This is a genomic window from Nocardia sp. GP40, from assembly GCF_050434125.1.
Lineage (GTDB): Bacteria > Actinomycetota > Actinomycetes > Mycobacteriales > Mycobacteriaceae > Nocardia > Nocardia albiluteola.
Genome location: NZ_JBNPVW010000021.1, coordinates 99,429 through 120,686, shown reverse-complemented (window position 1 = coordinate 120,686; position 21,258 = coordinate 99,429). Strand labels below are relative to the sequence as shown.

At 68.9% G+C, this 21,258-nt stretch carries 17 protein-coding genes and 1 tRNA gene; 6 read left to right on the top strand and 12 right to left on the bottom strand.

Annotated elements, in window-relative coordinates; genetic code table 11:
* Nucleotides 1–169: 169 nt before the first annotated feature.
* The 3 genes from ABH933_RS41350 to ABH933_RS41340 form a co-directional block, all read right to left on the bottom strand.
* Nucleotides 170–1,150, bottom strand: coding sequence for a ribose-phosphate diphosphokinase (locus tag ABH933_RS41350; RefSeq protein ID WP_215923559.1), 981 nt, complete (start codon nucleotides 1,148–1,150; stop codon nucleotides 170–172).
* Nucleotides 1,147–2,637 (bottom strand): bifunctional UDP-N-acetylglucosamine diphosphorylase/glucosamine-1-phosphate N-acetyltransferase GlmU, encoded by a 1,491-nt coding sequence (gene glmU, locus ABH933_RS41345; RefSeq protein WP_429427530.1) that lies wholly within the window; start codon nucleotides 2,635–2,637, stop codon nucleotides 1,147–1,149. The genes ABH933_RS41350 and glmU overlap by 4 nt, the downstream gene beginning before the upstream one ends.
* 101 nt (nucleotides 2,638–2,738) lie before the next feature.
* Nucleotides 2,739–2,809, bottom strand: a tRNA-Gln gene (locus ABH933_RS41340).
* A gap of 410 nt (nucleotides 2,810–3,219) precedes the next feature.
* Between ABH933_RS41340 and ABH933_RS41335 the strand changes: the two genes are divergently transcribed.
* The 4 genes from ABH933_RS41335 (at nucleotide 3,220) to ABH933_RS41320 (ending at nucleotide 9,064) form a co-directional block, all read left to right on the top strand.
* Nucleotides 3,220–3,870 (top strand): TetR/AcrR family transcriptional regulator, encoded by a 651-nt coding sequence (locus ABH933_RS41335; protein WP_215923635.1) that lies wholly within the window; start codon nucleotides 3,220–3,222, stop codon nucleotides 3,868–3,870.
* Nucleotides 3,871–4,036: 166 nt separating this feature from the next.
* Nucleotides 4,037–4,684 (top strand): TetR/AcrR family transcriptional regulator, encoded by a 648-nt coding sequence (locus ABH933_RS41330; protein WP_215923561.1) that lies wholly within the window; start codon nucleotides 4,037–4,039, stop codon nucleotides 4,682–4,684.
* Between the two features lie 82 nt (nucleotides 4,685–4,766).
* Entirely contained in the window at nucleotides 4,767–8,378 is a 3,612-nt protein-coding gene (gene mfd, locus ABH933_RS41325; RefSeq protein WP_429427532.1) for a transcription-repair coupling factor, read from the top strand.
* Between the two features lie 20 nt (nucleotides 8,379–8,398).
* Nucleotides 8,399–9,064 (top strand): MazG family protein, encoded by a 666-nt coding sequence (locus ABH933_RS41320; RefSeq protein ID WP_429427707.1) that lies wholly within the window; start codon nucleotides 8,399–8,401, stop codon nucleotides 9,062–9,064.
* 104 nt (nucleotides 9,065–9,168) lie between these two features.
* Here the strand turns inward: ABH933_RS41320 and ABH933_RS41315 are convergent, their stop codons facing one another.
* Nucleotides 9,169–10,149, bottom strand: coding sequence for an AraC family transcriptional regulator (locus tag ABH933_RS41315; RefSeq protein ID WP_429427534.1), 981 nt, complete (start codon nucleotides 10,147–10,149; stop codon nucleotides 9,169–9,171).
* Between the two features lie 102 nt (nucleotides 10,150–10,251).
* Between ABH933_RS41315 and ABH933_RS41310 the strand changes: the two genes are divergently transcribed.
* Nucleotides 10,252–11,163 carry an MBL fold metallo-hydrolase gene (locus ABH933_RS41310; protein ID WP_429427536.1) on the top strand — a complete coding sequence of 304 codons (912 nt, stop codon included), beginning with the start codon at nucleotides 10,252–10,254 and terminating at the stop codon, nucleotides 11,161–11,163.
* 307 nt (nucleotides 11,164–11,470) lie between these two features.
* Here ABH933_RS41310 and ABH933_RS41305 read toward each other — a convergent pair whose 3' ends face one another.
* From ABH933_RS41305 to ABH933_RS41295, 3 genes are all read right to left on the bottom strand, one after another.
* Nucleotides 11,471–11,767, bottom strand: a complete 297-nt coding sequence (locus tag ABH933_RS41305) for an MTH1187 family thiamine-binding protein (protein WP_429427538.1) — start codon at nucleotides 11,765–11,767, stop codon at nucleotides 11,471–11,473.
* A gap of 76 nt (nucleotides 11,768–11,843) precedes the next feature.
* A complete protein-coding gene (locus ABH933_RS41300; protein ID WP_215923568.1) occupies nucleotides 11,844–12,326 on the bottom strand; it encodes a hypothetical protein in 483 nt (160 codons plus the stop codon).
* A gap of 250 nt (nucleotides 12,327–12,576) precedes the next feature.
* Complete coding sequence (locus ABH933_RS41295) at nucleotides 12,577–13,032, bottom strand: flavodoxin domain-containing protein (RefSeq protein WP_429427540.1); 456 nt, start codon at nucleotides 13,030–13,032, stop codon at nucleotides 12,577–12,579.
* Between the two features lie 513 nt (nucleotides 13,033–13,545).
* Here ABH933_RS41295 and ABH933_RS41290 point away from each other — a divergent pair.
* Entirely contained in the window at nucleotides 13,546–14,994 is a 1,449-nt protein-coding gene (locus ABH933_RS41290) for a stealth family protein (protein WP_429427542.1), read from the top strand.
* A gap of 109 nt (nucleotides 14,995–15,103) precedes the next feature.
* Here the strand turns inward: ABH933_RS41290 and ABH933_RS41285 are convergent, their stop codons facing one another.
* From ABH933_RS41285 to ABH933_RS41265, 5 genes are all read right to left on the bottom strand, one after another.
* Nucleotides 15,104–16,048, bottom strand: coding sequence for a metallophosphoesterase (locus tag ABH933_RS41285; RefSeq protein WP_215923571.1), 945 nt, complete (start codon nucleotides 16,046–16,048; stop codon nucleotides 15,104–15,106).
* Nucleotides 16,049–16,253: 205 nt separating this feature from the next.
* A complete protein-coding gene (locus ABH933_RS41280) occupies nucleotides 16,254–17,597 on the bottom strand; it encodes an MATE family efflux transporter (RefSeq protein WP_429427709.1) in 1,344 nt (447 codons plus the stop codon).
* Between the two features lie 196 nt (nucleotides 17,598–17,793).
* A complete protein-coding gene (locus ABH933_RS41275) occupies nucleotides 17,794–18,822 on the bottom strand; it encodes a PLP-dependent cysteine synthase family protein (protein WP_429427544.1) in 1,029 nt (342 codons plus the stop codon).
* 57 nt (nucleotides 18,823–18,879) lie between these two features.
* Nucleotides 18,880–20,271, bottom strand: a complete 1,392-nt coding sequence (locus ABH933_RS41270; protein ID WP_429427545.1) for an alanine racemase — start codon at nucleotides 20,269–20,271, stop codon at nucleotides 18,880–18,882.
* Entirely contained in the window at nucleotides 20,262–21,251 is a 990-nt protein-coding gene (locus ABH933_RS41265) for an ornithine cyclodeaminase family protein (RefSeq protein ID WP_215923573.1), read from the bottom strand. The genes ABH933_RS41270 and ABH933_RS41265 overlap by 10 nt, the downstream gene beginning before the upstream one ends.
* Nucleotides 21,252–21,258 lie beyond the last annotated feature (7 nt).

The window sequence follows — 21,258 nt, the reverse complement described above, 5'->3', positions numbered from 1 at the left end:
GCCGCCCCCGGGCCCCCCGGCGCTCCCCGCCCCTCTCTTTCTTGGTTTCCGGGGGGGCCCGCCCCCCCCCCCCCCCCCCCCCCCCCCCGGGGGCCCGCGGGGGGGGGGGGGGGGGGGGGGGGGGGGGGGGGGGGGGGGGCGCCCCCCCCCCCCCCCCACGGCCCGGTTCTCAGGCGTTGCCGTTGAACAGGCCGGTGACGGACCCGTTCTCGAAGACCTCACGGATGGTGCGGGCCAGCAGCGGAGCAATCGAGAGCACCGTCAGCGAGGGGAACTTCTTGTCCTCGGTGATAGGCAGCGTGTTGGTGACGATGACCTCCTTGGCGCCGCAGGAGGACAGCCGCTCGGCGGCCGGGTGCGACAGCACGCCGTGGGTGGCGGCGATGACGACATCGCCCGCCCCGGCCTCGCGCAGCACGCGCACGGCCTCGGCGATGGTGCCGCCGGTGTCGATCATGTCGTCGATCAGGATGCAGGTGCGGCCCTCGACGTCACCGACGGGGCGGTGCGACTTGACCTGGTTGGGCACCAGCGGGTCGCGGGTCTTGTGGATGAACGCCACCGGGGCGCCGCTGAGCGAATCGGCCCACTTCTCGGCGACCTTGACCCGGCCCGCGTCGGGGGAGACGACGGTGACGTTCTCGGTGCTGTAGTGCGTGCGCACGTACTCCGACAGCTGGATCAGCGCGTGCATGTGATCGACAGGGCCGTCGAAGAAGCCCTGGATCTGGTCGGTGTGCAGATCGACGGTGATGATGCGGTCCGCGCCGGCGGTCTTGAGCAGATCGGCGACCAGGCGGGCGGAGATGGGCTCACGGCCGCGGTGCTTCTTGTCCTGGCGGGCGTAGGGATAGAACGGCAGCACCGAGGTGATTCGCTTGGCCGACCCGCGCTTGAGCGCGTCGATCATGATGAGATGCTCCATCAGCCATTCGTTCAGCGGAGCCGGAAAGCTCTGCAGCACAAAGGCATCCGAGCCGCGCACCGACTCTTCGAACCGGACGAAGATCTCGCCGTTGGCAAAGTCGCGCGCGGTTTGCGGGGTGATGGAGACGTCGAGTTCCTTCGCGACCTGCTCGGCCAACTCGGGGTGAGCGCGCCCCGAGAACAGCATCAGGTTCTTCTGGTTGTCGGTCGAGAACGCGGTCACTCTGTGTTGCCATCCTTTTGCTCGATTGCCTGACTCGCCCTGTCGGCGGCCGCGATTGCCTCGGCCGCGGCCTGCGCTGCAGCAGTTCCGGGACGGTTCCGCTGCACCCAGCCCTCGATATTGCGCTGCGCCCCGCCCGACACGGCCAGGGCACCCGGCGGAACGCTTCTACGCAGCACAGTACCCGCCCCCGAATAGGCTCCGTCACCCACCGTGATCGGCGCGATGAACATGGTGTCGCTGCCGGTGCGGACGTGTGAGCCGATGGTCGTGTGGTGCTTGTGCACACCGTCGTAATTGACGAACACGCTGGACGCGCCGATGTTGCTGTACTCGCCGATCGTCGCGTCGCCGACGTAGGTCAGGTGCGGCACCTTCGAATGCGCGCCGATGGAGGCGTTCTTGGTCTCGACGAATGCGCCGAGCTTGCCGGAAACCCCGACGACGGTGCCCGGCCGCAGATACGCAAAGGGGCCGATGGCCGAATGGGGACCGATGGTCGCGCCCTCGCCGTGGGTGCGCACCACTCGCGCGCCCTCGCCGACCACCACATCGGTGAGCGTGCTGTCGGGCCCGACCTCGGCATCCTCGCCGATCACCGTGTTGCCCAGCAGTTGGACGCCGGGCCGCAGCACCGCGTCGCGCCCGATCCGCACCCCGACGTCGATCCAGGTGGTGGCGGGGTCGATGACGCCCACCCCGGCCCGCATGTGCCGCTCGACGATGTACCGGTTCATGGTGCGCGCGGCCGCGGCCATCTGCACCCGGTCGTTGACCCCGGTCACCTTGGCCGAATCGATCAGGCGTGCGCCGTGCACCGGATGCCCGGCCTCGCGGGCGAGCTTGAGCACGTCGGTCAGGTATAGCTCGTGCTGGGCATTGGCCGTGGTGAGCCGGGAGACCATCGTGCGCAGCACGGTCACGTCGAAGACGTAGACGCCCGAGTTGACCTCGGTGATCGCGGCCTGCTCGGGGGTGGCGTCGGCATGCTCGACGATCTCCCGCACGCGCCCCTGCGCATCGCGCACGATGCGGCCGTAACCGTTGGCGTCGTCGGGCACGAAGGTCAGCACTGTGACCGCGGAGCGCTCGGAATAGCTGCGGTGATCCGCCAGCAGCGCCGAGAGGGTATGCCCGTCCAGCAGCGGCACGTCGGCGGAGGTGACCAGCAGATCGCCGGTGAAGTCCTCAGGCAGGGATTCCAGGGCACACTGCACCGCGTGCCCGGTGCCCAGCTGCTGTTCCTGGATGGCCGGGGTGATCTGTCGATTCAGTTCCGCCGCAACGGCATTCACCGCGGCGCCGACCTGTTCGCGGTCGTGGCCGATGACGGGGATCAGGTAGGAGGGGTCCATCTCGTGTGCGGCGTGCAGGGCATGCGCGAGCATGCTGCGGCCGGCCAGCGAATGCAGGACCTTGGGCGTCTTGGACCGCATCCGGGTGCCTGCCCCGGCCGCGAGAACGACGACGGCGGTCTGCTGTGGCATGGATCTCCCTCGGCTGGCGTCGTCGGGCTTCATCGTCGTACGTACACTGTTCGGGCCTGCTCGCCCCGGACGGGGACCAACCATAGTCACCGCGTCCCGCGCTCCGCCGCCAGGACTCGAACCTGGACTAACTGAACCAAAATCAGTGGTGCTGCCATTACACTACGGCGGATTGTCACACCGGCGGATCGTCGAACCCACCGCTGCGCCACGGCATGCGGGATAGATCCTCGCATGCGAGAGCCCGATAGGGCTAGTCAGTCCCGCCTCCCCGAGATTTCAGCGTGCCGATGCAGGCCGCGAGACTTGCTCGTCGGGCCGGCGGTTGCCGGCCCGGTCGGGGTGGCCCGTCCCCGGTGAGTTACCCATGTGCTCACGAAATCAGTGCTCTCGCTGGCACATCGTCGCCGGATCGCCTGCGCCGAGAAAGTCGGCGAGTTGTGAAGGCGTACAGCGCGGATACAGGGTACCTGGAACAGCGAACAACTTCGTCTGCAAGAGTTGTCGGAGCAGATCTGATGGATGCGCATGGGAGGTGTTGCGATGACCACCGGTGAGCACGGCCGGTCGGGGCGCCCGCGCATGACCGGGACACAGCGGCGCCAGCAGCTCATCGAGATCGGGCGGGCGCTGTTCGCCGAGCGCGGCTACGACGCCACCTCGATCGAGGAGATCGCGCAGCGCGCGCAGGTGTCCAAACCCGTTGTCTACGAACATTTCGGCGGCAAGGAGGGGCTGTACGCGGTCGTGGTGGACCGCGAGATGTCCTCGCTGCTGGACATGATCACCTCCTCGCTCACCCGCAACCGCTCCCGGGTGCGGCTCGAGCAGGTGGCGCTGGCGTTGCTGACCTACATCGAGGAACGTACCGACGGCTTCCGCATCCTCATGCGAGACCAGCCCGCCGCCGCGGCCGAGGGCACCTACTCGAGCCTGCTGAACGAGGCGGTGAATCAGGTCGCGCACATCCTCGCCGGCGATTTCGAGCGGCGCGGCTTCGACACCAGTCTGGCCACGCTCTACGCGCAGGGGCTGGTCGGCATGGTCGCCACGGCGGCCACCTGGTGGCTGGACGAACGCCAGCCCTCCAAGGAGGTGGTCGCGGCGCATCTGGTCAACCTCTGCTGGAACGGCCTGACCCATCTCGAGGCCGATCCGCAGCTGGCGTCGGAGTGGCCCGACCGGAGCGCCGCGCGGAGGCAGGGTGCAATGGGGCAGGAACTGGACAGTTAACCCAAAATTAGCGACGGAGGCTGGTCTGAATGCTCGATTCCACTGGCGGGCGCCGGTCGGGTGGTACGGTTCACCCATCCTTCAAGTGCTGTTCGAGCTGTGATGTCGGTCAACTTCGGGATGTCGGTCTACTTCGGGATGGCTGGTTTGAGGACAGGCGGATCTGATGGCTAGGCAAGCGCGCGCGGAGATTACGCGCGATTCCGTCCTCGCGGGCGCGGCCGATGTCTTTCTGCGCCTGGGCTACGCGAACGCGAGCCTGAGCGAGATCATCGCGCAGTCGAACGTTACCAAGGGCGCCCTGTATTTCCACTTCGGCTCCAAGGAGGAGCTGGCGCGCGCCGTGGTCGATCAGGGTAACGAGCGACTGGTCAGTGCCTGCCAGGGATTCTTCGATCCGCGCGTGCCCGCGCTCGAGGCGTGCATCGGAATCACCTATGTGGTCGCCGATCTCACGATGAACGACCCGATGGTCGGCGCCATGCTGAAGCTCACCCATCAGATCGGCGACTACCGCGGCGCCACCGGCGACAACATCGCCAAGACCTGGGGCGAGACGCACCGCGTACTGTCCGAGCGCGCCATCGCGCAGGGCGACCTGAAGCCGGATCTGGACCCGGAGACCATCGGCCTGCTGCTGCAGGAGATGACCGCGGGCGTGCACATCACCGCCGTCGGCACCGAGTCCATCGATCAGATGGCCGTGCGCATGGAACGCGTCTGGTACTTCCTGCTGCCCTCGATCGTGCCCGAGGAGAAGGTGGCCTATTTCCGGGAGTTCGCGGCCCGCAGGCTCCGTCGCTACGTGCCCTAGACCGCGGGTGGAACTCCTGTCGGTGGCGGTGACTAGACTCGTTTCGCCGCCCTAACCGCTTAGCTGCGCCAGGAGTCTGTTCATGTCCACCCAACGTCCACCTCTTGCGGGACTGGCCGCGGTGGCCGGCGCCGATGCGGCGCTCGCCCAGGTCGAGAGGCTGATCGGCCGCACGCCCGTGCAGTTGGTGGCGCCCTCGGCGGTGCGGCCGTTCGTGGCCGCGGCGATGGCCGGGCAGCGGCCGCTGGTGGTGGTGACGGCGACGGGGCGTGAGGCCGACGATCTGACGGTGGAGCTGGCCGAGATCGTCGGCGACGGAGTGGCCCTGTTCCCCTCCTGGGAGACGCTGCCGCACGAGCGGCTCTCGCCGAGCGCGGACACGGTGGGGCGCCGGCTGCAGGTGCTGCGGCGCCTGGCGCATCCCGACGACGCGTACTCCACCCCGCTGCGCATCGTGGTCACCACGATCCGGTCGCTCATGCAGCCGATGGCCTCGGGCCTGGGTGATATCGAGCCGGTGGTGCTGCGCATCGGCGCGGAATTCGATTTCGACGAATTGGCCGAGCGCCTGGTCGAATTCGCCTACGAGCGCGTCGATATGGTCGGTAAGCGCGGCGAGTTCGCGGTGCGCGGTGGCATTCTCGACATCTTCCCGCCCACCGCGGATCATCCCGTCCGCGTGGAGTTCTGGGGCGATGAGATCAGCGAGCTGCGGCCGTTCTCCGTCGCCGATCAGCGCTCGCTGTCCGAGGTCGCGGTGGATGTGGTTGTGGCGCAACCGTGCCGGGAGCTGCTGCTGACTCAGGAGCTGCGCATGCACGCGGCCAAGGTGGCCGCGGAGAATCCGGCCGACGCCGCGCTGGTCGAGATGCTGGACAAGCTGGCCGAGGGCATTCCGGTCGAGGGCATGGAGGCGCTGCTGCCGGTGCTGCGCCCGCAGGGCCTGCAGCTGCTGACCGAGGTGCTGCCCGCGGGCACCCATGTGCTGCTGTGCGATCCGGAGAAGATCCGTACCCGCGCCGCGGACCTCGTCCGGACCGGACAGGAATTCCTGGAGGCGTCGTGGACGGCGGCGTCGTTCGGCGGCGCGGCCCCGCTCGGCGCGCACGGGCTGGATCTGGCGGCCTCGGCGTATCGCGGGCTGGATGTCGTGCACGCCAACGCCGACGAGCGCGAGATGCCTTGGTGGACACTGAGTCCGCTGTCGTCGGGAGATCCGGCCGAGGTGGTGCTGCCGGTCATGTCCGCGCCCGCCGCGCGCGGTTCGCAGGAGTTGGTCGCGACGGTGTTCGCCTCGCTGCGGGCGCACGTGAACACGGGCGGGCGCGCGGTGATCGTCGTCGCGGGACACGGTACGGCGCAACGCTTTCTGGAGCGCCTCGGTGAGGCCGAGGTGCCCGCGGCCACGCTGGAGCCCGGCGCGGAGCCGGTGCGCGGGCTGGTCGGGGTGCTGTGCGGGTCGCTGCACGACGGCATCGTGTTCGACGACGCCAAACTGGTAGTCATCGCCGAATCGGATCTGACCGGCAACCGGGTCACCGCGCCCGGCGAGGGCAAGAAGCTGCCCGCGCGCCGCCGCAACCAGGTCGATCCGCTGGCGCTGAGCTCCGGCGACATGGTCGTGCACGATCAGCACGGCATCGGCCGCTTCGTGGAGATGATCGAGCGCACCGTCGGCGGGGCTCGGCGCGAATACCTGGTCATCGAGTACGCGCCCGGCAAGCGCGGCCAGCCCGGCGATCGGCTGTTCGTGCCGATGGATTCGCTGGATCAGCTCTCGCGCTACGTCGGCGGCGAGATGCCGAGCCTGTCCAAGCTCGGCGGTTCGGACTGGACGAATACGAAACGCAAGGCGCGCAAGGCCGTTCGCGAGATCGCCACCGAGCTGGTGCAGCTGTATGCCGCGCGCCAGGCCGCGCCGGGGCACGCCTTCGGCGCCGACAGCCCGTGGCAGCAGGAGATGGAGGACGCGTTCGCGTTCACCGAGACCCACGATCAGCTCACCGCCATAGCCGAGGTCAAGGCGGACATGGAGAAGGCGGTCCCGATGGACCGGGTGATCTGCGGCGACGTCGGCTATGGCAAGACCGAGATCGCGGTGCGCGCGGCGTTCAAGGCGGTGCAGGACGGCAAGCAGGTCGCGGTGCTGGTGCCGACAACCCTGCTGGCGCAACAGCATCTGCAGACCTTCGCCGAGCGCGTCGCCGGATTCCCCGTGACGGTCAAGGGCCTGTCGCGCTTCACCGATCCGGCCGAATCCCGGGAAGTACTGGAGGGCATGACAACCGGCGAGGTCGACATCGTCGTCGGCACGCACCGCCTGCTGCAGACCGGCGTGCGGTGGAAGGATTTGGGCCTGGTCGTCATCGACGAGGAGCAGCGGTTCGGCGTCGAGCACAAGGAGCACATCAAGGCGCTGCGCACCCATGTCGACATGCTGACCATGTCGGCCACGCCGATTCCGCGCACCCTGGAGATGAGCCTGGCGGGCATCCGCGAGATGTCCACCATCCTCACCCCGCCCGAGGAGCGCCATCCGATCCTCACCTACGTCGGCGCCTACAACGACAAGCAGGTCGCCGCGGCCATCCGCCGCGAGCTGCTGCGCGACGGCCAGGTGTTCTACGTGCACAACCGGGTGTCCTCGATCGACAAGGCGGCCAAGCGGATTCGCGATCTGGTGCCCGAGGCGCGGGTGGCGATCGCGCACGGCCAGATGAACGAGGACACCCTCGAGCGGACCGTGCAGGGCTTCTGGGAGCGCGAGTTCGACGTGCTGGTGTGCACGACCATCATCGAGACCGGCCTGGACATCTCCAATGCCAACACGCTGCTCGTGGAACGCGCCGACACCCTGGGCCTGTCGCAGCTGCATCAGCTGCGCGGGCGCGTCGGGCGCAGCCGCGAGCGCGGGTACGCGTACTTCCTGTACCCGCCCGAGAGGCCGCTCACCGAGACCGCCTACGACCGGCTGGCAACCATCTCGCAGAACTCCGATCTCGGCGCGGGCATGGCCGTGGCGATGAAGGACCTCGAGATCCGCGGCGCGGGAAATGTGCTGGGCGCCGAGCAGTCCGGGCATGTGGCCGGGGTCGGCTTCGATCTGTACGTGCGGCTGGTCGGGGAGGCGGTGGAGGCGTATCGCGCCGCGGCCGACGGGAAGCCGATCGTCACCGAGGAGGAGGTCAAGGAGGTTCGCATCGACCTTCCGGTGGATGCGCACATCCCGCCCGACTACATCGGCAGCGACCGGCTGCGCCTCGAGGCTTATCGCAAACTCGCTGCCGCCCAGGATGATTCGGCGCTGGCGAAGGTCGTCGAGGAGCTGGTCGACCGGTACGGCCCGCTGCCGGTGGAGGTCGGGCGCCTGGTGTCCGTCGCCCGGCTGCGGCTGCTGTGCCGCGAATACGGGCTCACGGAGGTCGGCGTCACCGGCACCACGCTGAAGCTGTCCCCGATGCAGCTGCCGGACTCGAAACAGTTGCGGCTCAAGCGTTTGTACCCGGCGGTGACCTACCGCCCGACCACCGGCATCGTGCAGCTGCCGCTGCCGCGCGTGGAGGACAGCGTGGGCGCGGCCCGCGTGCGCGATGTGCAGCTGCTGCAGTTCATCGCGGATCTGCTGCTGGCGCTGGACGGTAAGCCGCAGGGGATGGTGGATCTGCGGGTGGCGACAGAGATGTCGGAGCGGTGAGCGAGGCGGATTCTGCCCGGATGGCGCACGGCCTGGCCGAGGCCGTCGAGGTGATGGACCGGCTGTGGAATTTCGGCGGCTGGGAGGTCACCCAGACCCACGATTCGCTGCGGCCGTACCTGCTCGAGGAGACCTACGAGTTGCTGGATGCCATCCAGCACGAGGACAGCGAGACCATCCGCGAGGAACTCGGCGACCTGCTGCTGCAGGTGCTGTTCCACTCCCGCATTGCCGAGGCCGCGGGCGAATTCACCGTCGACGACGTCGCCGCGACCCTGGTCGCCAAACTCGTCCACCGCAGCCCCCACCTGCGCGATGCGCCGATCGACCCGGCCGCCACCCTGCAGGAGAAGATCGCCGCCCAGGAAAAGGCCTGGGAGGAACGCAAAACCAGCGAGAAGGCCCGCCGCTCCTGCCTCGACGGCATCGCCATGGCCCAGCCCGCCCTGGCCCTGGCGGAAAAGATCCTGTCCCGCAGCCGCCGCGCGGGCCTGCCGGACGAGTTGATCCCGGCGGATTTGCGCACGGTTCACCTGGGCGGTGAGGACAGCGCCGAGGAGCGGTTGCGCAAGGCCGCGCTGAGCTTCGCGGCGCAGATCCGCGCCGCCGAGGATGCCGCCGAGGCCGTCCGCGGCGCCCGCCTCCCCCTGTCGGCCACCGATTGGTCCACGTACTGGCCTCGCTGACCCTCTGGGCTCGCCGAGCAGGACGGCCCGCATCACTCCGATTGTGCTACCGGATCCCTTCGGGATCACAGTGGACACGTCCGATTTCTGACATCACTGCGACGTCACGTCTGGTCGGTTGATCCGACGGCCGGTAGCAGTGCTGAGTTCGGTGGAAGAGTTGTGGAAACGGCTGCGGTGGTGTGGGTCTCGCGGTAGCGGCCGGGGGTTGTCCCGAACTGTTTCTTGAATGCGTGTGAGAAGGCGTAGGGCGTGGCGTAGCCGATCTGTTCGGCGATTCCGGCGAGGGATCGGGTGGTGTCGCGCAGCGACGCCGCGGCCAGCGTCAGGCGCCACCAGGTCAGATAGCCCATCGGTGGCTGGCCAACGAGTGCGGTGAAGCGGCGGGCCAGGGTGGCGCGGGAGACGGCGGTCTCCGCGGCCAGCCGGTCGGTGGTCCAGGCGGCCGACGGGTCGGTGTGCAGCGCGCGCAGGGCTGCGGCGGTCACCGGATCGTTCAGTGCCGCGGGCCATACGCCGGTCCGATGGTCGTCCATCCACGCGCGGAGCATGTAGATCAGGAGCAGATCGAGCAGGCCGGGCACGGCGATGCAGGACCCGGGGCCGCGCCGGTCCAATTCGCGCCCGAGCAGATCGATGGCCGCGCGCAGCTCGGGGTGTTCGCCGATGCGGGCGGGCAGGTGGATGAGCGCCGGCAGCTCCTCGACGAGGGGATGCTGCCCGCGTCGGTCGAGCCGGTACTTGCCGCAGAGGATCTCGAATTCGGCTGTCCGCGAATCCACTTCGACGATCTCCTCACGCCAGCGCTCGAAGGGGATCGCCCGCGCCGCGGTGGCCGGATCGGCGGGAGAATCGGCGATCACATGCCCGATCCCGTGGGGCAGCAGCACCGCGTCGCCGGGGCCGAGCAGCACCGGATCGCCGCCGTCCGGCAGCACCCAGCAGCTGCCCCGCAGCATGATGTGGAAACCCGCACCGTCGTACGGATCCAGGCGCGTGCACCAGCCGCCGCCGCGGGACCGCAGCCGGTTCGACGACGGTTGCCCCAGGCGCATGGCGGCGATCGCATCGCTGAGTACGTCCATGCGTTGATGATAACTCCGATGCTCATCCATGAGACGATCCAGTATTTCTGCGAGCCGAATAAGCATTGATCAGCGCACAGTCGCGTTTTTAAGCTCGAGGACATGGAGAGTTCGAAGAGCATTGTGCTGGGGGATGTCGAGATCTTCCGGGTGATCGAATTGCAGGGCCCGCTGCGGCCGGGCCCGGATCTGGTGCCGGGTATCGACGCGCAGACCTGGTGCGACAACGCGGAGTGGCTGGCGCCGGGGCACTGGGACCCGGGCACCGGACTGACCCTGGGCGCCGTGCAGACCTGGGTGCTGCGCAGCGGCGGCCGCACCATCCTGATCGACACCGGCGTCGGCAACGGGCGCGAGCGGCCCAGCAGCGCGATGTTCCACCAACGGCAGAGCGATTTTCTGGAACGCCTGGAGCGGGCGGGAGTTCGCTCCGAGGACGTGGACGTCGTGGTCAACACCCACATCCACGGCGACCACGTCGGCTGGAACACCCGCGACGCCGACGGCGAGTGGATCCCGTCATTTCCCAACGCGCAGTATCTGATTCCGGCCGCCGACGACGCCTACTACGGCCCCGCCGGCGGCTACGCCCACGCCCGCCGCCCCGACGATCGCCTCCTCTACGAGGACAGCATCGCCCCCATCCACCGCGCCGGCCTGTCGACGCTCTGGGACGGCGCCCACCGCATCGACGACAACCTCACGCTCGAATCGGCCCCCGGCCACACCCCGGGCTCGGCCGTGGTGCGCCTGGCCTCCGGCCCCGACCGCGCGGTCTTCGTCGGCGACCTGGTCCACACCCCCATGCAACTCCTGCACCCCTCGCACAGCAGCTGCCTGTGCCTGGACCCCCATCAGGCCGCCGCGTCCCGTCACCGCATCCTCGAACGAGCCGCCGATGAACGGGAATTGGTCGTCCCCGCCCACTTCTCCGGCCCCGGCGCGGTGGAAATCCACCGCACCGGAACACATTTCACCCTCGGCGAGTGGGCCGCCACCGATCTACCCCGCTGAACTATCGCGCCCGACTCGTTGGCGCGCCGGAGCCTCGGAGCCGATTCGGCAACCCTCCTTATTAAAATACCGCGGCCGAGCTGCTCGACCGCAGCTACCCGGCGGTCGATGCGGCGATCGAACGACTCGCGGAGGTCGGCATTCTCCGCCAGCTTTCGGTCGGGCGTCGTAACCGAGCCTTCGAGGCCCCGGAGGTCATCGCGGCATTCACCCGCCCTGGAGCGGCAACTGGCCAGTCCAGAGGGGGATACGCGCCACTCTCCGCCGGGGCGGCCGGCGCCTCGGCGGCGGTAGGATATCCGCCGCCCTACTTCTCGGCGAGATACCGCTCGACGCTGGCGACCTTCGAGGTCATGCCGTCGGTGATGCCCGGGCGGACGTCGGCCTTGATCACCAGGCTGCAGCGGGGGGAGACGGCCATGACGGCGTCGGTGGCGCGCTTGATCACGGCCATGACCTCGTCCCATTCACCCTCGACGGTGGTGTACATGGCGGTGGTCTCGTTGGGCAGGCCGCTGGCGCGCACGACACGCACGGCCTCGGCGACGGCGCGGCCGACGTCCTCGCCGACGCCGAGCGGGGTGATCGAGAAGGCGGCAATCATGCCTCCACCTCGCTAGCGCTCGGCTCCGGCACGATTGCGGGCGATGCTGTGTCCATTGTTCGCTCGCTGCGCTCCCTCACGAGTGCGCCTCCGTCTCGGCCAGTTTGCGCAGCGTCGCGACGCGGGATTCCAGATAGCGCAGCTCGGAATCGTCGAGCACGTCGCGCTGGATGCCCGCGGTGATGGCGAACGCCGACTGGTGATGATCGTCGATCACGTCCACGTCGATGTCCACTGCCGCATAGTCGTCGGCGCCGGGCATCGGATCGGCCAGCACGTGGGCCCGCCCGCGCGCGCAGATGGCGACGTTTCCGGCGCCCAGAATCAGCAGCCCCACCTCGCGCCGCGCCCGCAGCCGTGCCAGCGAGCCGCGATCGGACTTGAGGCTCAACAGGATTCGCTTGTCGCCAGCGCGTACCGGCCAGGATACGGGGATGGCGTGCGGGGCCGGATCGGTCGTCACCAGTACCGCGATCGTCTCCTGCGGCCACTCCGGTAGAACGTCCAGTTCGGGGTGATCGGTCTGGGACTCTTGACGCTCTCGGGCTCCGGCTGCCATCTTTGCTCACCTCACGGTCGGCTATGCGGCGGGCTGCGCCACGATAACAGTGTAAGCCGTTGCGCCGCATGCCTGCTGGGTCGCATGTACTTTCCCACCGAGTAACGACACGTGCACCCACGCCGGGCGGACCGATTCGCCGTGCGCACCCGTTGGCGTGGATGACCGTCCGGTCCGCTGGTGCCGGTGATACCGAGCGTGCCCGGTAGGGCGCGCGACCGCGGGGAGCCTCGACACGGTGCGCGGCGGATCAGGCCGGGGTGAGCGTGCCGATCGGTAAGCCCCGCGCCCAGTCGGCGGCCTGGTCCTGCGGGCGGGTGGTGGTGGACGCGTCGTGGCGGGCGTGTTCGCCGAACTGGGTGGCGCCCAGGCGGATCAGCCGTTCCGCGCAGATCTCCCCGCCGCGATTGAAGGTGTCGTCATACACCGTGTCGCCGAGGCCGAAGACCGCGAAACGCAGTCCGGTCAGGTCGGGGAGGCGGTCCTCGAGCTGGGCAAAGAACGGTTCGGCGCCGGTGGGCAGCTCGCCCGAGCCGTAGGTGGAGCAGACGATGAGGCAGGGCCGGTCGAGGTCGAGGTCGTCCACGTCGAAGTCGGACATATCGCGCACGGCCGCCTCGTGATCCGATGCCAGCGCTTCCGCAATCGCCTCCGCGGCGCGCTCGGCGGTACCCATCTCCGTTCCGAACAGGATCGTCAACTTCATATGGTAAGGCTACCCTAAATCGATGAGATTCCGGCAATTCGGCTCCGTGGACGTTACCGCCGTGAAAACTGCACCCCACCAGGGCGGTTTCGGATTGACTTCTGGTAACGCCGGCTGCATCATTCGTAACAGTTCCTCGTCCATATGAGGTCTACTGAGTGACCGGCCGATGTCTGTCCGGTGAATCCCGCCGACACTGCCCTTCGGTTCGCCGAGCGCCGGTGCCGACACCTGCGACAACCACTGTGGCGCACTACCGCGCCCGTCTCCGAGCGAGGTGAGAACGAATGGAAATCCGGTCCTTACGGCTTCGATTGTGGGCTGCCTTCCCGAATAGTCTCACCGGGCGAAGTATTCACTAGCGCGCTGACGCAGCTTCTACCAGCGCGCTCACGGGGTTTGCGAGCCCTCCGTCGTCGTGGCGGAGGGCGTTGTGTGTGTTCGTCGTTCACGGGTGCCGGTGCCCGCGGGTCCGCAGGGGCGGGCCGTCCGGGCCGGACAATGAGGCAGGAGATGGTAATGATGGAATTCGATGCGGTCGACATGATCGGCTCGGCCGGTGTGCGCAATCTGGCGGTGTCGGCCGCGGTGGTCGGTGATCTGCGGTATCTGCGAGCCGAGTTCGCGGCGCTGGACGTCTCGTACCTGCTGGTGCGGGACTCGGCCCATCGGCTGGTGCTGGCGGTGGACTCGGCCCACCGCACCGCGTTGCGCCGGGTGCTGGGCGCGGCGATGGTCGCCGGTTTTACGTGTAACGAACTGCGTCACAACGTGTTCCGGCTGGGGCGCGATCTCGATCCGGCCCATCATGTCGAGATCGAGCTGTGGGACCACCACGGCGACACGGTCGAATGTCCCCGTCCGAACGCGCTGACTCGCAACGTCTTCGACCTCGACGATGTGAACCCGACGACGGTGCTGCTGTACGACGCGAGCTGGCCGACCCTGGACGGCATGTTCGCCCCGCATGCCACCGATGTCGGCTTCGACATCGATATCGTCTACTCCTGGGTCGATGGCAGCGATCCCGAATTCCGCGCTCGCCGTGCGGGAATGATGGCGCAGGTGGTCGTCGGGGAGGGAGACGAGGCCGACGCCCGCATCCGCCAGATCGACGAGCTCCGCTATGCGCTGCGCTCGGTGCACAAGAACGCGCCCTGGATTCGCCGCATCTTCATCGCCACCGACTCCGAACTGCCGCAATGGCTCACCGACGATCCGCAGGTGACCGTCGTGCGCGCGGTGGACCACTTCTCCGACACCAGTGGGCTTCCGGTGTTCAACTCGCACGCCATCGAATGTCAGCTCCAGCACATCGAGGGTCTGTCCGAGCACTTCCTGTACTCCAACGACGACATGTTCTTCGCGCGCCCGGTGCGGCCCTCGATGTTCTTCACCCCGGCCGGGATCAGCCGCTTCATCGAGGCGGGCACCCGGATCGGACCGGGCGGAAACAACGAGCGCCGCAGCGGTTTCGAGAACGCCGCCCGGGTGAACCGGCAGCTGCTCACGCGGCGTTTCGGGCCGGTCATCACCCGGCATCTCGAGCACACCCCGGTTCCCCTGCGGCGCAGCGTATTACACGAGATGGAGCAGGTCTTCGGCGAGGACTTCGCGCGCACCCGGGCCAGCCGGTTCCGCGCGGCGACCGACATCTCGGTCACCAATTCGCTCTACCACTACTATGCCCTGCTCACCGGGCGAGCGGTGCCGCAGGAGACGGCCACGATGCGGTACGTCGACACCACCCGCCACGCCGGTTTGGCGCTGCTCGAGGGGCTGAGGAGGAGCCGGAACGCGGACTTCTTCTGCCTCAACGACGGCAGCTTCCCGGAGGTCGCCGAGACCGAACGGGTGCGCGCGGTATCGGAATTCCTGCAGGTGTATTTCCCGGATCCCGCGCCGTGGGAGGAGATTCCGGACGACGATCCGCTCGCGGCACTCGAATCGGGAGCGGCATAAGAGGATTCGCCATCCCCGTGGAGTGACTTCGCCGGAATCGTCGTGCGGCCCGGACCGGCCGGCGGCCTGGTCGTGATGTCCGACCACCTGTGGAGGGTCCCTCCGGGGATCAGCTGATCGATTCGCCGTCCGATTCGGGTGCCGACGCGTCGAGGACCTCAGGAATGCGCGATGCCGGAGGAATGATGATCCCCTCCTCGGCCAGCCGCCGCGCGGCCTCCTCGGGGGTGGCTGGCTGTCCGACGGTCGGTCCCTGCGTGAGCGGAACCACCGAATGCACCACGGTGTCGGGATAGACGTGCACGTAGTTGAAGCTCTGCGCCCCGTCCCGGCCGCGCTGCCCGCCGTCAGCCACCGCCAGATCCTGGCTGTAGCACGCGGAAGATGCCACGGACACCGGGATTCCGGCGAACGTCGCGGTGGTCGAGAAGTGCAGATGGCCGGCCAGGATGCTGCGCACGTCGGTGCCGTCCAGCACCTGGGCGAGGCGGCGCTGGTCGCGCAGTTCCACGGTCACCGCGAGATCCTGGATGCAGGGAACCGGGGGGTGGTGCATGGCCAGGATCGTTCCGAAGGGCGCGGGTTCGGCCAATACCGAACGCAGCCAATGCAATTGGTCGGTGGTGAGTTCGCCGTAGTGGTGGCCCGGCACGGTCGTGTCGAGCACGACGACGCGCAGCCCGTCGAACAGGTACACCCGGTCCAGTGGTGCGTCCGAGCCGTCCTCGTCGAGCAACTGTTCGCGCAGCGTGGCGCGGTCGTCGTGGTTGCCGGGCACCCACACGACCGGCACACCGAGTCGGTGCGCGAGCGGCTCGACCAACGCGCGCAGGTCGCGATATGCGGCGATCTCGCCCCGGTCGGTCAGGTCCCCGGTGAACACGATCGCGGTCGGGGTGATCCGGCTGGCCTCGGCCCGGGCGAGCAGTGCGCGCAGGCGCTCCTGCGCGTCGACCGCTCCGTAGAGCCGGCCGTCGGCGACCAGATGGGTGTCGCTGAAGTGGAACAGAACATGGTCCGGTCGCGGGTATTCCGCAACTCTGCTGATGTGCACCGGACTCCTCCTGGCGTACTCGCCCTGGCTCGCGCTCCCTCGTGAGGATATCGAAGCCTTTCTCTACAAAGTGCCCACGGCCGGTGTCCGCATGCTTACACGAAGGTGAGAATTGCGTGTCGATCGCGGCCGATCGGGTGGGCTGAACTGCCGCAGGTGCGCCGAGCCTGACGTCGGTACGCTCGGTGGCCGTTCGATCGGTGCGCTAGCTCGAGCTGCTGCCGACCCGTTGCGCAGGAGGGCCGCTTCGCAGCAGTGAACGGGCGTGCAGCAGGGCGAAATACCGGCGCAGCATCAGCGTCGCGGTGGTCGCCAGCCCAGCCGTCAGGCCCAACCAGAGGCCCGCCGCACCCAGCCCGGCGGGGAAGGCCAGCAGCAGCGCGACGGGGAGGCCGACCACCCAGTAGCCGACGAGCGAGAGCCGGAATCCGGCGCGGGTGTCGTGCAGGCCGCGCAGCAGGCCGTTGCCGATGTTCTGGGCGGCATCGAAGAACTGCAGCACGATCGCGATCAGCAGCAGGGTGTGGGCGAGTCGGACGGTCTCGCCGTCGTGGCTGGTCAGGAAGGGGTGCAGCACCAGATCGGGCGTCGCGATGTACAGCGCCGCGACCAGTGCGACAACCACGGCCGCGTGCCGCAGCGCCAGCCATGCCAGGCCTCGGGCGCGCCGGAATTCCTCGCGCGCCGCGGCCCGGCTGACCAGGATCGACGCGCCGTGCGAGAGCCCGATCGCCACCTGGAACACGATGTAGACCAGCTGGTAGACGACGTTGTGCGCGGCCAGCGCGGCCGGGCCCAGGGTGCCCATCGCCAGCGCGAGCACCGAGAACAGCCCGGCCTCCGAGCCGTAGGTCAGCGCGATCGGGGTGCCCAGGCGCAGCTCGGCCGCGATCGTGGACCGGTGCGCCGGCCACATCCGGATCGGTAGCGTGGGGCCGAGCAGCGCATCGTGCCGCACCATCGCCCAGAACACCGCGCAGGTGATCAGGAAGACCAGCGAGGTGGCGACGCCGATCCCGGTCAAACCCAGCGCGGGCAGCCCCGCCCAGCCGTGCATGAGGGCCAGGGCCGCAACGAGATTCAGCGCCACCGAGCCCAGCGTCACCAGCAGCAACGCCTGCGGGCGCTGCATGCCCACGGTGTACTGGCGGATCGCCTGGAACCACAGGCAGGGCAGCAGGCCCGGGGCCAGGGCCACCAGCATCGGCCGGGCCTGCGCCAGGACGTCGGCGTCCTGGCCGAGCCATCGCAGCGCCCAGCCCAGGCCGATCAGCACCGCCGCGCCCGCGATGCCCGCGAGGGTCGAGATCAGCAAGCTCGCCCGGACGACGTCACGGATCTCGTTGTCCGCCCGGGTGTTCCGCTTCTCCGCCTGGCTCACCGCCGTCGCGACCCGATTGCCCGTCGCGGTGATCAGCCCGACGCACATCGTGCGAATCTGGTTGAACAGCACCAACGCCAGCCCACCGGCCGCGACCTGGTCGACCCCGAGCGAACCCATCAGGGCGATATTGGTGGTGGACACCGCAACCTGCGCCAGCTGCGTCATCGCGATGGGAGCCGCGAGTGCCGTCAGCTGTCGCCCGTCGGTGCGGATTGCCCTCCCGCTCACTGCAGTCGACCCCGCGACGTGTTGCGCACCAGGGATGTAAGCGCGCTCGCGGATGTCTTCCATGCATTCGAGGTCCGTGGTGCCCCACCATGGGTGGACTGCGCGCGGCGCCGATGGGCGGGGTTCGGTGCATTCATCGGGCGCCCGCCAGGTCTCGGTGGGCGGGGGCGTAGCGGTCGAGCAGAGCGAGGACCTCGAGTTCGGTGGCCTGGTCGAGCAGGTCGCGGTCGCTCATCCAGTCGTCGTCGAAGATCGTGTCGAGGTATTTCTCCCCGCCGTCGCAGACGATGGTCACCACGGTGGAGGCGGCGGGTAACTCCTCGAGGCGGGTCAGGGCGGCGTGCACGGAGCCGCCCGCGGAGCCGCCGATCAGCAGCCCGGTCCTGCGGGCCACGGCGCGGGCGGTGGCGAAGGCGGCCACGTCGGACACCTTCAGGCCCTCGTCCAGCAGCGAGTAGTCGACCGCGGTGCCGACCGTCGCGCCGGGCGGGGTGCCGGTGCCGGACTGCCAGTACGGGCCGCCGGGGCCGCCGAAGGCGATCGAGCCGACCGGCTCCACGCCGATCACCCGCGCCGGGCGGCCCAGTTCGCGCAGCCGTCGCGCGGTGCCGAACAGCGAGCCGCCGGTGCCGACCGCCGATAGCAGGATATCCACCCGGTCCAGGTCTGCCAGCAACTCCTCGGCGACCGCATAGTAGCCCAGGGCGTTCGCGTCGTTGTTGTGCTGCTCGGTGAAGTAGGCGTCGGGGCGGGCCGCGGCCATCGCCTCGGCCAGATCCTCGCGCGCCGAGGTCGCGAGTGCGTCGTCGCCGCCGTCGGCGACGTATACGAGCTCGGCTCCCATGGCGTGCATCGCGCGCAGTTTGTCCTTGCAGGCGTGGTGGTCGACGACCGCGGTGAAGCGGTAGCCGCGTTCGGCCGCCACCACCGCCAGACCCAGTCCGGTATTACCCGATGTCGATTCTATGATATGCCCGCGATCGTTCAGCAATCCACGGCGCTCGGCGTCGAGCACCATTTCGCGGGCCATCCGGATCTTGGCCGCGCCGGTCGGGTTGAACTGCTCGAGCTTGAGCAGCAGCCGGGTGCCGGTGGCCGTCGACGCCAGCTCGAACAGTGGGGTGTTGCCGATCAGGTCCGTCACGCGCGTGACGAGCGGCATGCGGGTCTCCTCGATGGTGAGTTGTGAGTGACAGGTGATTCGGGGGTGACGCGTCGTTCAGAGCGGGCCGGTGTCGAGCCGCCAGCGCATCCGCCCGTCCGATGTGGACCGCAGCACCACCTTCGGCGGGATCGGCAGCCCGTGGAACGCCGATTCGTTCGAATCCATCTGGTAGCCGGCGGTATTGGGATAGACGAGCAGGTCGCCGATCGTGGCGGCGCGGGGCAGCGGGATGCGCCGCCAGCTGAGCATGTCGGATTCCAGGCAGGTCGCGGCGCCGACGCAGGCCGGGGTGCCGGCGCCGGGCCGGGTGGGCCACAGCACCGGATCCGGGAGGTATTCGCTGTCGAACCACTGCTCGGACAGGCTCAGGCTGGTGCCGTCGACGGTGAGTAGTTGGTACGGATGGCCCTGTGCAGTACGGATTTTCACGCCCTGTACTCGCAGTACCGTGCTTCCCGCGCGATCGAGCAGGGCCCGCCCGGGTTCGATGGCCAGCCGGATCCCGTTCTCGCGCAGCCGCCGTGCCAGCTGAGCATTGTCGAGAACGGCTGCGAGCATGACCGGTCCCGGAGTGTCGCAGTGATAGGGGTAGTAGGTGTCGAAGGACTTGCCCGCATGGAACCGGCCCGGTCCCGCGGCGGCGAGAAAGCCCTGCCACGCCTCCACGCCCACGTAATCCACGGCGAAGCCCCCGCCGATGGAGATGGTCCGCGCCCGATGTCCCCGGGCGCGGGCGGCGAGGCATCGATCGACCAGCGTGGCGGCCAGCTCCGATCGGGGGATCGGATCGTAGCCGGACAGGTGAAAACTGAAGCCCTCCAGCATGATCGGCCCGAGATCGGCGCGGTTCACGGCGGCATCGAGTTCGGCCGGGGTCATCCCGAAGCGGCTGTCCGAGCCGGGTGGCAGCACCCGAAGCAGCACGCGGACCACGGATCCCGACTCCGCCAGGCGATCCAGCTCGCCCGGCTCGTCGACGGCGATCAGCGCCCCGTGCCGCGCGGCGAGCCACAACAGCTCGGCCGACTTTGCCGGACCCGTCACCACCAGATCCTCGCCCCGCACCCCGTTCGCCAGCGCCGCCACGAGCTCGCTCACGCTCGCAACATCCACTCCCGCACCATGATCCGCGCAGGCGCGAACGACGCACGCGGCCTTGTTCGCCTTCTTCCCGTAGAAGATCGCGCCGTCCACTCCCGCCTGCTCGAACACCGCCCGGAACCCGTCGATGTTGCGCCCGACCCGCTCGGGATACATCACATGAAACGGCCTGCCGATCGCGAAGGCCATGTCCCCCAGGAGATCCGGGTCTTCGAGTAGTCGCTGTTCCCACTCGTCCCGGTGTGCGGGCATCGGCGGCGCGGCAATCGCGAGTCGATCGTCCGCGATGGCCGACGTGCCGCCAGGTGCGGCTGCGGCTCGGTTCGCGCCGGGGCTCAATCCCACAGGGCGACCTCCGTTCCCCGGCCCTCGGCGATGGCACGCTCGGCAAGGGCGTGGGCCACCGCGATATCCGTCAGCACCAGGCCGCTGTTGTAGACGAAGATGCGTTCGTCGTCACGGGTGCGGCCGGGGGAGCGGCGGTTCAGGATCTGCGGCAGTTCGGTATCGACCCGGCGCAGGGTGCCGTCGGGGCCGGCCATATCGGTTCCGGTGAGGGCCATCTGTTCCGCGCTGGTCGCGACGACCCGGTCGGCGTCGGCGAGTGTCGAGGGGGCCAGGCCGTAGCCGACCAGAACTACCGTGGAACCCGGTGCGAGATCGGCGGATTCGAGGGCGACCTTGGTGCCCGGGCCCGCGGTGGCCAGCACCACGTCCGCGCTCGCCGCGGCCTCCCGCGGATCGGCGACGGTCTGCAGTTCCAGCTGCGGGTGGTGGGCCGCGAGGTGGTCGTACACCGCCTTCATGCCCTCGGGGTGGGTGCCGTAGAGCATCAGCCGGTTCAGCTGGGGATTGGCGGCGAGCAAGTGCGGCAGCGCATTTCGGCCCTGGGTGCCGGTGCCGATCAGCAGGACGCTGCGGGCCCCGGCCCGCACGGTCTCGCGCACCAGCAGCGCCGACACCGCGGGAGTGCGCAGCGCGCCGACGCGGGCGCAGTCCATCATCGCGATCGGCATGCCGGTCGCGTCGTCGTACAGGGTGATCGTCGTGTAGTAGCGCTTGGTGCTGCGGTCGTGGCTCGGATCGAACTTGTACGAGGTCTTCATCGCCACCACCCGGCGGCGGCCGTCGCGGCCCAGCATGGCGTACGCCACCGACCAGCCGTCCGGATGGGCCACGCTCAGCTTGCGCGGATTGTCCGAATCGCCCGCCGCCAGGGCCAGATACGCCTCCTCGACCGCGCGGACCACCGCGTCGGGGGTGATCGGAACGTCGGCGAGGTCGCTGCGGGACAGTACGCGCAGGGGTGTCGGTCGAGCACTCATGTCGATC

Coding starts and splice junctions, on each gene's coding strand:
- ABH933_RS41300 (WP_215923568.1), bottom strand. CDS start 12,326: ATGGCAGCCGGAGCCCGAGAGCGTCAAGAGTCCCAGACCGATCACCCC.
- ABH933_RS41290 (WP_429427542.1), top strand. CDS start 13,546: ATGGTAATGATGGAATTCGATGCGGTCGACATGATCGGCTCGGCCGGT.
- ABH933_RS41305 (WP_429427538.1), bottom strand. CDS start 11,767: ATGATTGCCGCCTTCTCGATCACCCCGCTCGGCGTCGGCGAGGACGTC.
- mfd (WP_429427532.1), top strand. CDS start 4,767: ATGTCCACCCAACGTCCACCTCTTGCGGGACTGGCCGCGGTGGCCGGC.
- ABH933_RS41330 (WP_215923561.1), top strand. CDS start 4,037: ATGGCTAGGCAAGCGCGCGCGGAGATTACGCGCGATTCCGTCCTCGCG.
- ABH933_RS41280 (WP_429427709.1), bottom strand. CDS start 17,597: ATGACGCAGCTGGCGCAGGTTGCGGTGTCCACCACCAATATCGCCCTG.
- glmU (WP_429427530.1), bottom strand. CDS start 2,637: ATGCCACAGCAGACCGCCGTCGTCGTTCTCGCGGCCGGGGCAGGCACC.
- ABH933_RS41265 (WP_215923573.1), bottom strand. CDS start 21,251: ATGAGTGCTCGACCGACACCCCTGCGCGTACTGTCCCGCAGCGACCTC.
- ABH933_RS41315 (WP_429427534.1), bottom strand. CDS start 10,149: ATGGACGTACTCAGCGATGCGATCGCCGCCATGCGCCTGGGGCAACCG.
- ABH933_RS41335 (WP_215923635.1), top strand. CDS start 3,220: ATGACCGGGACACAGCGGCGCCAGCAGCTCATCGAGATCGGGCGGGCG.
- ABH933_RS41310 (WP_429427536.1), top strand. CDS start 10,252: ATGGAGAGTTCGAAGAGCATTGTGCTGGGGGATGTCGAGATCTTCCGG.
- ABH933_RS41295 (WP_429427540.1), bottom strand. CDS start 13,032: ATGAAGTTGACGATCCTGTTCGGAACGGAGATGGGTACCGCCGAGCGC.
- ABH933_RS41275 (WP_429427544.1), bottom strand. CDS start 18,822: ATGCCGCTCGTCACGCGCGTGACGGACCTGATCGGCAACACCCCACTG.
- ABH933_RS41320 (WP_429427707.1), top strand. CDS start 8,399: ATGGCGCACGGCCTGGCCGAGGCCGTCGAGGTGATGGACCGGCTGTGG.